Source organism: Streptomyces sp. NPDC001156, assembly GCF_053598275.1.
Genome location: NZ_JBSFJX010000252.1, coordinates 1 through 10,380 on the forward strand (window position 1 = coordinate 1; position 10,380 = coordinate 10,380).

At 67.1% G+C, this 10,380-nt stretch carries 10 protein-coding genes and 1 pseudogene; 5 read left to right on the top strand and 6 right to left on the bottom strand.

All coding sequences use genetic code 11. From position 1 onward, the window contains the following. Positions 1-336 precede the first annotated feature (336 nt). A complete protein-coding gene (locus ACWDA7_RS45835) occupies positions 337-696 on the bottom strand; it encodes a hypothetical protein (RefSeq protein ID WP_450613233.1) in 360 nt (119 codons plus the stop codon). A 286-nt stretch (positions 697-982) separates the two neighbouring features. Then, entirely contained in the window at positions 983-2,956 is a 1,974-nt protein-coding gene (locus tag ACWDA7_RS45840) for a heavy metal translocating P-type ATPase (protein WP_450613235.1), read from the bottom strand. 114 nt (positions 2,957-3,070) lie between these two features. Between ACWDA7_RS45840 and ACWDA7_RS45845 the strand changes: the two genes are divergently transcribed. After that, a complete protein-coding gene (locus ACWDA7_RS45845; RefSeq protein ID WP_450613237.1) occupies positions 3,071-3,469 on the top strand; it encodes an ArsR/SmtB family transcription factor in 399 nt (132 codons plus the stop codon). A 256-nt stretch (positions 3,470-3,725) separates the two neighbouring features. On the opposite strand, the gene ACWDA7_RS45850 is transcribed toward ACWDA7_RS45845, so the two are convergent. The 4 genes and pseudogenes from ACWDA7_RS45850 to ACWDA7_RS45865 form a co-directional block, all read right to left on the bottom strand. After that, positions 3,726-3,908, bottom strand: a complete 183-nt coding sequence (locus ACWDA7_RS45850) for a hypothetical protein (RefSeq protein ID WP_450613239.1) — start codon at positions 3,906-3,908, stop codon at positions 3,726-3,728. 151 nt (positions 3,909-4,059) lie between these two features. Then, positions 4,060-5,445 (bottom strand): LCP family protein, encoded by a 1,386-nt coding sequence (locus ACWDA7_RS45855; RefSeq protein ID WP_450613241.1) that lies wholly within the window; start codon positions 5,443-5,445, stop codon positions 4,060-4,062. Positions 5,446-5,568: 123 nt separating this feature from the next. Further along, complete coding sequence (locus tag ACWDA7_RS45860) at positions 5,569-6,636, bottom strand: sodium:calcium antiporter (protein ID WP_450613243.1); 1,068 nt, start codon at positions 6,634-6,636, stop codon at positions 5,569-5,571. A 404-nt stretch (positions 6,637-7,040) separates the two neighbouring features. Next, positions 7,041-7,305 (bottom strand): annotated as a pseudogene (locus tag ACWDA7_RS45865) (DoxX family protein); the annotation flags it as partial. Between the two features lie 59 nt (positions 7,306-7,364). On the opposite strand from ACWDA7_RS45865, the gene ACWDA7_RS45870 reads away from it, so the two are divergent. The 4 genes from ACWDA7_RS45870 to ACWDA7_RS45885 all read left to right on the top strand — a co-directional run bounded on the left by ACWDA7_RS45870 (position 7,365) and on the right by ACWDA7_RS45885 (position 10,363). After that, positions 7,365-8,105, top strand: coding sequence for a helix-turn-helix transcriptional regulator (locus ACWDA7_RS45870; protein WP_450613245.1), 741 nt, complete (start codon positions 7,365-7,367; stop codon positions 8,103-8,105). A gap of 116 nt (positions 8,106-8,221) precedes the next feature. Continuing rightward, entirely contained in the window at positions 8,222-8,779 is a 558-nt protein-coding gene (locus ACWDA7_RS45875) for a DoxX family protein (RefSeq protein ID WP_450613247.1), read from the top strand. A gap of 33 nt (positions 8,780-8,812) precedes the next feature. Further along, positions 8,813-9,277, top strand: a complete 465-nt coding sequence (locus ACWDA7_RS45880; protein WP_450613249.1) for a hypothetical protein — start codon at positions 8,813-8,815, stop codon at positions 9,275-9,277. Between the two features lie 654 nt (positions 9,278-9,931). Further along, the gene (locus tag ACWDA7_RS45885) at positions 9,932-10,363 is read left to right on the top strand and encodes a PAS domain-containing protein (protein WP_450613250.1); all 432 of its coding nucleotides are present in this window, start codon (positions 9,932-9,934) and stop codon (positions 10,361-10,363) included. Positions 10,364-10,380 lie beyond the last annotated feature (17 nt).

The following is a 10,380-nucleotide window of genomic DNA, read 5'->3' on the forward strand; positions in this document are numbered from 1 at the left end:
GCATGGGCGACTGGTGCGCGGATGCTGAGCAGGCCGGCGGAGCAGTCGTCCTGTCTTTGGACCAACTGCCCGAGGCGCTCGATTGGTCTGCCTTGGTGTCCTCGGGCACCGCCCGCGGTGGCTTCATGCCTGCGCTGGCCTGACGGCAGGATCGTCGGACTTGCGCAACGAGCATGGCGTCTGCTTGCTGCGCGAGCCTTGAACCCTGGACCTCTCCGTCCCGAACGAACTTCGCTGGGCGCTTGACCTCGCGCTGGTATGTCTCTCACCTGCTGCGACGGTCCGCCGACGTCCGGGGCTGTTCGCCGCTGTGCGTCGGCGTTGTCACGCAGTTAGTCACTCAATGCTGTGGCTCTCTACAGATGTGAGTGGTCGGCTGATGCTCCTGTCTGGGGATCGTGCGGCGCGACGAGTTCCCGCAGGTCGTTCGCGACCATGACCTGTGCGAGGCGTCCGGCGACGGCCACGACCTCTGGCCAGGCGGTCGCCTGAAGGTACTCCGCGTCGGTGTCGTTGGGCGCCTCGGCCGCCGCGATGTTGAGCGCGGCGGCCGAGCTCCCTCATCAGCTCGCCCTCTTCCTCGGTCCTGAGGCTGGTGCCGAGGTAGCGCTCGGGCTCGTCGGCGTCACAGAAGTCATCGAAGAGAGTGTGAAAGACGTAGTCCAGGTTCTCGAAGGTCGACGGGTCAAGCCACACTTCCCGCTGCCACGGGGGGTTGGCCAGCTGTCAGCACCTGCGTTGTGCCGTGCCCGCTCGACACCGTGATTTCCCCGCGGTTCCCCGTGCGATCGGGCACGGATGGGGCACGGGCACCTTCTGATCCGTAGCTCTAGGTGGGTCGGTCATCGGCGGCCATAGCGGTCGCGTCGAAGGCTTCTGCTGACGCTGCAGGCCGTGGTCGATTGCTGGGGTTGCGGTACTCCGCTGCTGTACTGCAACCGCCGCCGCATGCCTCGGAGCTGCGCGTCAAGGCACGGCGGCTTCACTGGTCCAGCCCAGCACGGGCACGGCTCCAGGCTCCGTCAGCAAGCAGGCGCAGGCCGTTGAGGCCGACGATGACCGTGGAGCCCTCGTGTCCGGCAACGCCCAGCGGCAGGGGCAGATGACCGACCAGGTCCCAGATGACCAGGACGGTGATGAACACCGCGGCGATCACCAGGTTCTGTACGACCAGGCGGCGCGCCCGACGAGAGAGCGCGATCACGGTTGGGATGGTGGCAAGCTCATCGCGCACAACGACGGCGTCGGCAGTCTCCAGGGCGAGGTCTGATCCGGCGCGGCCCATGGCAACGCCAGTGTGAGCGGCGGCCAGTGCGGGGGCGTCGTTGACACCGTCGCCGACCACCAACACCTTCCGTCCGGCCTGCTCCAGCTCCTTGACCGCTGCGACCTTGTCTTGCGGAAGCAGCGCGGCGCGCACGTCCGCGATTCCGACCTCGTCGGCAAGCCGGCCTGCGGCGCGCGGGTTGTCCCCAGTGACCAGCACCGGAGCAGTGCCGGTCAGCCGACCCAGCGCCGCAGTGGTGGCAGCGGCCTCCTCGCGCAGCCGGTCGGCGATGCCCAGCACACCCACCGGAGTGCCGTCAGCCATGATCAGAACCGCGGTGCGGCCCTCCTCCTCCAGTCGGGTGGCGACCGCGACGGCCCGGTGGGTGCTGACCTTCAGCAGACGGGTGGGGCTACCGACCGCGACTGTGTGATCGGCAACGGTCGCGCTGACGCCCGTGCCAGGGGTGGAGGTGAAGTCCGCTACCAGGGGAATGTCCAGATCACGAGTGCGGGCGGCCTCCACGATGGCGCGGGCCAGTGGATGTTCACTGGGGTGCTCGACGGCCGCCGCCAGCTGCAGAAGCTCCCCCTCACTCAGGCCGGAACCTGCCAGTGGGCGGATGTCCGTCACCCTCGGGGTGCCCTCGGTCAGGGTGCCGGTCTTGTCCAGCGCCACGGCGTCCACCTGGCCGAGCCGTTCCATGACCACGGCCGACTTCACCAGCACGCCGTGACGTCCGGCATTGGCGATCGCCGACAGCAGCGGCGGCATGGTGGCGAGCACTACGGCACACGGCGAGGCGACGATCATGAACGTCATCGCGCGGAGAAGCGTGGACTGCAGGTCGGCGCCGAATAGCAGCGGCAGCACGAACAGTGCCACGGTGGCGGCGACCATGCCCAGGGAGTAGCGCTGTTCGACCTTCTCGATGAACAGTTGGGTCGGTGCCTTGGTTTCGGAGGCTTCCTCGACCATGGCCACGATGCGGGCGATCACCGAGTCGGACGGGTCCCGCTCCACCTTGATCCGCAGCGTGCCGGTGCCGTTCAGGGTGCCGGCGAACACCTCGTCGCCGACTTCCTTGGCCACGGGCAGCGGTTCGCCCGTGATGGTGGCCTGGTCGACCTCGCTGGCTCCGTCCAGGATCCGGCCATCGGCGCCGATCCGCTCACCGGGGCGCACCAGGATCGTGTCGCCGACGTACAACTCCTCGGTGGGCACGCTCTCCTCGTCACCGTCATCCCTCAGGCGGGTGGCAGTGGTGGGGGCCAGGTCGAGGAGACCGCGCACCGAGTCCGCGGTGCGAGCGGTGGCGATCGCTTCCAGTGCACCTGAGGTAGCGAAGATGACGATCAGCAGCGCGCCGTCCAGCACCTGTCCGATCGCCGCCGCCCCGAGCGCGGCAACGACCATGAGCAGATCCACGTCCAGGGTCTTGTCCTTCAGGGCCTGCATACCGGCCCAGCCGGGCTCCCAGCCGCCACTCACGTAGACAGCCGCGAACAACGCCCCCCACGACCACGCAGGCGCGCCGGTCAGATACAGGGGTAGCGCGATCAGGAACAGCACCAGCGCGGCCGCCGCCCACCGGGCCTCGGGCAACGCAAAGACCCGGGTGCGCCGCCGGGGTGCCACCGTCTCGCGAACAGCACCGGGCGGCGTGGGACGGGTGAGGGTGGAAGACATTGACACGGGGTCCTTCACAGATAGCGGGGCGGAGCATGTCCGACCCCACCACCGTAACAGGAATAAATGAAGAGGCATTCATGTGTTCATGGAAGGCGCCGGTACCATGGGTGCATGGGTCATGGAGCCGCACCGCCAGCCGGAGGCGTTCCGCGCGCGCGCCTGAGCGCCGCCAATGCCGTCAAGGTCGCCGCCACCCTCCAGGCGCTGGCGACCCCCTCTCGGCTGCTCATCCTCGCCCGGCTGCGCGAAGGCCCTCTGCCGGCGACCGAACTGGCAACGGAAGTCGGCATGGAACAGTCCGCCTGCTCCCACCAACTGCGCCTGCTGCGCAACCTCGACCTCGTCGTCGGCACCCGCAAGGGACGCTCGGTGGTGTACTCCCTCTACGACAATCACGTTGCCGAGCTTCTCGATCAGGCCCTCTATCACGTCGAACACCTGCGCCTGGGGCTTAGCGATACCCCCGCTGTCACGGCGGAGCCGGAGACTGTGGCCGCCCCGAACGTGTGACGGATCGCTCCTGCCGAGACGGATGGCGTGCCAACGAGGTCGGTGGAATCTCAATGATCCATTCAATCCGCCGACGAGCTTGAAAACCGTCGTGGCCCTGAGCCGCCGTGGCACTGAAAGCGGTGGGGTGCTCAACCCCTGTGGACCTGGACGGCACCCTGGCACGGGATCAGTTGTCGCCCCCCATTGGCCCCGGGGGAGAGGTGTTCCATGCAGGTGCACGTCGGCAAGGCCCGTGGCTGCAGCAGATGGTCCTTTATGCGGTGCCGCATCCACTGGCCGTCACTGACAGCCAGTCCCGGAGGGAGAGGCCGCCCTCTTCGCGCCACGCTGCTGCTGCGACCGAGGCGATGACGCTGCAGACCCAGCACTCGGGCACCGGGGTGAAGGCGTTTGACGGCGGGTCGGCGCTGCTGGGATCCATCGGATCGCTGTACATGCCCGGTATAACTCCTGCTCCGGCGGTCGGGTGGCTGGGTAGGCTCGGCGCGACTCCCGGGCGGGTCGGCATAGGAATCGCAGCCGGTGAAGCGGCGGGCTCGTCGGCCTGCCCGGGAGTTTGCAGTCGGTCGGCCGTGGAGGCGGCGGGCTCAGCCGCTGATGCCGGGCAGGTCAGGCCCGATGGTCAACGTGATCGTGCCCGGCGTTGCCTGCGCAGAGAGTGCGGGAGTGAGGCCGGGCAGGTGGCCGGCCAGCGCTTGAGCCTGGTCCGATTGGCCCGTTGGGTAGGTGAGGGTGCTCTGGTCCACCGAGGCGGGAGCGTTGCCGGTTGCCGTTATCTCGAATCCCATGGCGCGGAGTTGGTCGGCGACCTTCAGTGCCTCACCCTTCGTGCTGGTGCCGTTGAGGACGGCGACGTGCACCGTGTTCGCGGCGGCGGGCAGGTGGGCGGTGGCCTTCTTCAGATCGGCCTTCGTCATTTCGCGGTCACGGTTGATGGCGGAGAACAACTGGCGAGCCGCAGGCTCTTGCCAGGTGACGTTGGCTTTGTCGGTGGGCACATCGCGTTCGCGTGGGTAGTTGGGGACTGTCAGGAACGCAATTCGGTTCGTTGAGATCCCCTTCAAGCTGGAGGCCAGGCTGTAGAGCTGTTCGAGGCCGGCCAGGTCCGGGTCGGTGGTCAGGGACTTGGTGGCGGAGTTCAGGAAGCCGTACAGGGCGGTGGGGTTGTACAGCTTGGACTTGGCGCGGGTGGCGAGGGACTGCATGAACTCCTGTTGGCGGCCGATGCGGCCGATGTCGGAGCCGTCGCCGATGCTGTAGCGGGCGCGGACATAACCCAGGGCCTTCCCGTCCTTGACCATCTGGCACCCGGCCTTCAGGTCGAGGTGGGCCTTCTTGTCGTGGATGGCCTGTTTCGGGCAGACCTGGACGCCGCCGAGGGCGTTGACCATGCCGGTGAAACCGCGGAAGTCGACGATCAGGAAGTGGTCGATGCGGACATGGGTGTTCGTCTCGACGGTCGTGATGGCGCAGGCGGCGGCCTTCGCGGTGTCGCCGGTGGAGCCGCCGATCGCGAACGCCTCATTGATCTTGAAGTGGTGGGCGGAGGACTGGGTGCCGTTGCCGCGGTCGCAGGCGGGGATCTGCACCCAGGAGTCGCGGGGGAAGGAGACGACCGTGGCCCATTTCCCGTGGCCGCCGGTGTGCAGCAGCATGAGGGTGTCGGACTGCATGGTGGTCAGGTTCTTGCCGTAGGCGTCGCCGAGTCCTTTGCGGCTGTCGGAGCCGATGACCAGGATGTTCTGGCCGCCGGCGGCGGCCTTGGGCCGGTTGTCGCCGAGCGAGTCGCCCAGGTCGGCGCCCTTGATGTTGCCGTTGAGATGTGTGTAGAGCCAGCCGCCGGTGGCGGCGGTGCCCAGGATGAGGACCGAGGCGCCGAGGGCGATCCACCGGCCGACGCGTCGTTTGGGGCGTCGGCGCCGCCTGCTGATGGGTTCCTGGGAGCCGGGTGTTCTGCGCGTGTGTCCTGCCATGACGGGGAGACGCTCCTTCGCTGCGCCGAGTGCGGGATGGCCCGGCCGCCGGCGGCGAGTACGCCGGACAGCACTGTCCCCGTGCTGCCGCTCGGGCCGAGGTGGCAGCACAGGGCATCCCGATTAGGTGAGGATGGGGATCAGGCCGAGCGCGAAGAGCACGTAGAAGCCGGCCGCGACCGCGAGGCGGGCGGGGGTGAGCTTGTTGGCTCGCATGGTCAGCAGCAGGTACACGATCGACGCCATGGTGATCAGGCCCGACCACAGCAGCGCGCCGTCGAAGTGCCACGTCGTGAACAACAGACCCAGACCGGAGGGCACGGTCGCCTGGATCATCATGGCGCCGGAGATATTCGCCAGCGCCAGTTTGGTCTTGCCCTGACGCACCCAGATGATCGCGTTCATGATCTCCGGGAGCTCCGTGGCGATCGGGGAGAGCAGCAGGGCGGTGACTGAGGCGGACAGGCCGAGCATCGGACCGATGGCGTCCAGCTGCTTCACGAACAACTGCGAGGCGAAGAAGATCACGACGAGCGTGGCGAGTGTCTGGGCGAGTACGGCCCAGGTGGTGGGGGAGGCGGCCTTGGGTTGGAACTTCAGCGGCTCCAACTCCACCCCTTCGTCGTCCTCGTCCTGGCCGCCGCGGATCTCCCGCCAGAAGTAGACCGCATACGCGGCGAAGAACAACAGGCCGAGCACGGGCTTGAAAGCGAAGGCGACCAGGCCGAGCGCCACCTTCACGATGAAGATCGGCAGGAACCACTTCTGGTCCTTGGCCAGCCGCTTCATGTCCTTGGCGCTGCCGAGGGCCTGCTCCGTGTCGGCGGACTGCGACGCGAAGCGGTCCGGCCCCACGCCACCCGCGGCGACCAACGCCGAGATGCGCTCCTTTCGGCGCTTGAGCAGCAACACGGCGCCGGTCACGCCGTAGGCGACGGTGGCCAGTGCCAGCGGGCCGCCCATTGCGGCACCCACACCGATGTTCTTGGCCTCTTCGGTGCTACCAGTGGTGACCGCGACGAGAGTGACCACAGATTCGGGCAGTGCGGTGCCGAAGGCGGCCAGAATCGTGCCGACCGCCATCTTCCCCACGTTCAAGCGCTCGCCCAGCCACTCCACGGCATTGACGAACCACTCGCAGGACAGATAGATCGCCACCGCGCAGACGATCAACAAAACGAAATGAATCACGGGTCTCGTCCAAACCTTCCCGCACCGGCGGGGGCTTCGAGAACGACCGCGCGGGGGGAGATGGCGGCAGCTTCGACCCCGCCAACGCGCATACGTCGTCGACAAAGGGCCGAAGGTCTCGCCACCCGCACACAACGTGCGCGGGCCCGGTCACCGGGAACCCGGCGCTGGGCTCCAGTGTGTCGACGACCGGTATCGCGGGGCTACTCCCCTTCGCAGCCGCTGACGATAGCCGCATCGCACGCCGCGCGCCAACCCTGATCACCACTGATGACTCCCTGAGCACAGAGCTGTCGGCAGGCCGTTCGTTTCGAGACCGCGCCTGACGACTGCCGGGCGGACGAATGACGCCCCGCACGCGCAACCACACTGACTGGCAGGGCAGGTTCACAGGCTTGGCGTGATCACCCAGCGATGCCGCCGAGGCCGAGGGCAAGGGCGACCTCTGACCAGCCGCCTTTGCCCCCGGGGAAGAACCGGTCGATGGCGAGCCGGCCAGAACCGATGGCGACGACGGCGAGCACCACGATGGCGATGCTGACGTTGTACTCCACACCACCGTCGGACACTCACAGGCCATAGGCGCCAGTGACGGTCACCATGGAGTTGATCACCACGCCGATGAGGGCAGCGGCGGTGAGCGGGGGTGAGCAATCCAAGAGCCAGACCGTACGAAAAAATGGCATTTCGGGGGTTTCGCCCAACCTTTTTGGCAATACGATGGAACCGTGGGACTGGATCACACCTCGTTGACCACTCTCGCCGCTCTCGGCGACGATCTGCGCCGCCACATGTTCGATTTCATTCGGCAGGAGCGGCGTCCGGTCACGCGCGAGGAGGTGGCCGCAAGCCTTGGGATCTCCCGCAAGCTGGCGGCGTTCCACCTGGACAAGATGGTGGCAGTAGGCCTGCTCCAATCGCGCTACGAGGCCCCTGTGGGGGTGATCCACAAGGTCGGGCGCAGGCCCAAGGTCTACGAGCCGGTAGCTGAGGCCATCGCGGTGAGCATCCCCGAGCGCCGCTACGGAATGCTCGCCGACGTCCTGACCGAGGCCGTCCTGACCGAGCCCGGCGGCGAATCGGCCCGCGATACGGCGCTTCGCGTGGCGTATCGGCGCGGTGAAACCCTGGGCCGCGCCCAGCGAGATCAGGTGCGTCCCGGTCGGCTAGGCGCTGAGCAGTGGCTCAGCCTGGCCGCCGACACGCTCGAAGGGCTCGGGTACGAGCCTGAGCGTTCCGCGCCCACTCTGCTGCGGCTGCGCAACTGCCCCTTCCACCCCTTGGCGGCCAAGGCCCCAGAACTGGTCTGCGCCGTCAACCAGGCTTTCCTGGCCGGCTATCTGCACGGCCTCGGAAGTGACAAGACCACAGCGGTGCTCGCCCCGCGGCCCGGCGCGTGCTGCGTCGAACTCCGCGCGGACGGCGTGGCTCATGGCTCCGCGGAGTCGGGAACCGTCTGCGGACGGTGAGTCGGCGCAGAGGCTGCGGCCTGGAAGCATCCTTCAGTGGGTGCTCGCCGTCGACTTACGGTTTGGCGTGGTCCGGGCTCACGAAGGACCGTTTCATATGCTCACCGGAGCATGCCATGGCTGCAAAGCTCTATATCCACCAGACTTCGGCTCCCACGGAACCGGCAGCGCGGCATGTCGTGGCGCTGCGGTCATCCGCCTCCGATTGGGGGCTCCTGCTGATCAGGCTGACTTTCGGACTGCTGATGGCCGGCCACGGCGCTCAAAAGCTGTTCGGGCTTTTCGGGGGTAAGGGCCTGACGGCAACTGGTAAGGGGTTCACGGCCCTTGGCTACCATCCGGGGAAGGTCTTCGCCCTGGTCGGCGGCCTGTCCGAATTCCTCGGCGGCCTCGGTCTGGCTGTAGGGCTGCTCACTCCGCTCGCGGCCGCCGCCGTGATCGGAGTGATGATCAATGCCATGGCAGCCGTGACTGGTGCCCATGGTTTGTGGGAGACCGACGGTGGCGTGGAGTACAGCGTCTGTATCGCCATTGTCGCCTTGGCCATCGCCCTGATGGGCCCCGGGCGGCTGGCCGTTGACCGGTTCTTCCGTTGGGGTGCCGGTGGCTGGGCCGCGGGTGCCTTTGCTCTGGGCCTCGGAGGAATTGCTGCCGCCGTCGTGCTGAGTCTTTGAACCTTCCAATGCCAGTAAACGGCTGAAGTTGCCATGAACTCCACGCACTCCGTCGAATCCCGCCTGAGAGGACTGGGGGTGTGCTGCGCAATCGGCAATACGGTGCTGCACACCCTCCTCGTCCCTGATCATCTCAAGGAGAAGTTCTACATCGGCGTTCTGTTCGCCGTGGGAAGTGCCGTCATGCTCGTCGTGGCGGTCGGACTCGTCACGCTGAAGCGTCCCCTGGTCGCGTGGCCGACCGGGGCCCTCGTAAACCTCGGCATGATCATCGGCTTTCTGCTGTCGCGCACCGTCGGCCTGCCCGGCGGTTACTACGAACCCGGATGGGAGCCGTCCTACGGCCCCCTTTCCTTGCTCGTCGAGGGAATCTTCGTCCTCGCTTTCCTCGCCTGGCTCGGGGAGGGGGCAGCCGCGGGCGCCGCTGCTTCCAAGGCCCGGTACAAGGCAATCCGGGAACGGAGCGCACCGGGGCCGGGCCCATCGAAGCCCCGGTAGGCGTCGTCATGTGCCGTCGAGGTGGCGTGTCACTCGTGCGCAGCGCGGGCCCCGGGAGGCAGGCCGTGATCTGTCATGCGGTGTCGCATGCCGCTGGCTGTCACTGGCAGCCAGGTGTGCAGAGTCAGACCGTCCTCTCTGTGCCAGGCCGCTTCCACGACGGTCTGGACGACCGCGCAGATCAAGCAGCCCGGCACGGGCATGAAGCCGTTCGAGCGGATCCATGCCGGTGAGCGGGTGTCGTCCCCGGCCTGCCTCCCTGGCCGAGGGCCCGGCGCTTGGCCGGCGACGGCGGAGAGCGTGCAGAACGAACTGCCCAAGGCCCCCACGCGGAACTGACCGCCGGGTAGTCCGTTGACTTGCGCCACGCTCGCTTTCGAGGTCTGTTCCTGTTCATCAGGACACCGTTCGGCCTTGTCCATGGTCGTTCACCACCGTGGTCATCTCGACCGGGGAGTACGCCTGTGAACGGCTCCGGCCGCCGATGAATGAGACCAAAACTGAGACCACGTCCTGTTCGCACTCGGGGTACACGGCAGCAGAAAAACTGACCAGGCTCGCTCGCGGAACCCTCGCCTTCACCGAGACATTGCTGCAAAAAATGCGCCAAAATTACTGAAGAGGCTGTTTTGGTATTCGCGAGGGAGCCACTGGATGGACGCCTCGGACGAACTCCTGCGAAGGGCTGGCCCGGCGGCTCTGCTGACGTTGGACGGTGTTATCAACGGTCTCAACGCGGCGATGGCCACGGCGCTGGGCAGGCCGGCGGAGAAGTGCCTGGGCCGTGACCTCGGTGATCTGTGGCCCGCGCGCCAGCGGATGTCGGCCGGGAGTCTCGTGGCGACCGCCGCCAGGTCGAAGACGGTCGCGATGCGGGTGCTGGAGTTCCCCGGACAGGGCGGAGCGTCCGTTGCCTGCTTGATCGAGGCACTGAGCTTGTGGCACGGGTGTGGCACGGCCGGGATCACGGCAAAGGGCCAGTTCCAGAGGATCAAGCCTCTGAACTGGCCCTTAGCCTCGATCCACCGACCGATGCCTGTGGATGACGCTTGGGAAAATGAAGAAGTGCCTTGTGACCTGCGATGATGGGAGTTCTTTACGCT

What these genes read in the sequence shown, in the direction of transcription:
- ACWDA7_RS45840 (WP_450613235.1), bottom strand. Translation starts at nt 2,956, where the DNA reads ATGTCTTCCACCCTCACCCGTCCCACGCCGCCCGGTGCTGTTCGCGAG.
- ACWDA7_RS45845 (WP_450613237.1), top strand. Translation starts at nt 3,071, where the DNA reads ATGGGTCATGGAGCCGCACCGCCAGCCGGAGGCGTTCCGCGCGCGCGC.
- ACWDA7_RS45850 (WP_450613239.1), bottom strand. Translation starts at nt 3,908, where the DNA reads ATGTACAGCGATCCGATGGATCCCAGCAGCGCCGACCCGCCGTCAAAC.
- ACWDA7_RS45855 (WP_450613241.1), bottom strand. Translation starts at nt 5,445, where the DNA reads ATGGCAGGACACACGCGCAGAACACCCGGCTCCCAGGAACCCATCAGC.
- ACWDA7_RS45875 (WP_450613247.1), top strand. Translation starts at nt 8,222, where the DNA reads ATGGCTGCAAAGCTCTATATCCACCAGACTTCGGCTCCCACGGAACCG.
- ACWDA7_RS45880 (WP_450613249.1), top strand. Translation starts at nt 8,813, where the DNA reads ATGAACTCCACGCACTCCGTCGAATCCCGCCTGAGAGGACTGGGGGTG.
- ACWDA7_RS45885 (WP_450613250.1), top strand. Translation starts at nt 9,932, where the DNA reads ATGGACGCCTCGGACGAACTCCTGCGAAGGGCTGGCCCGGCGGCTCTG.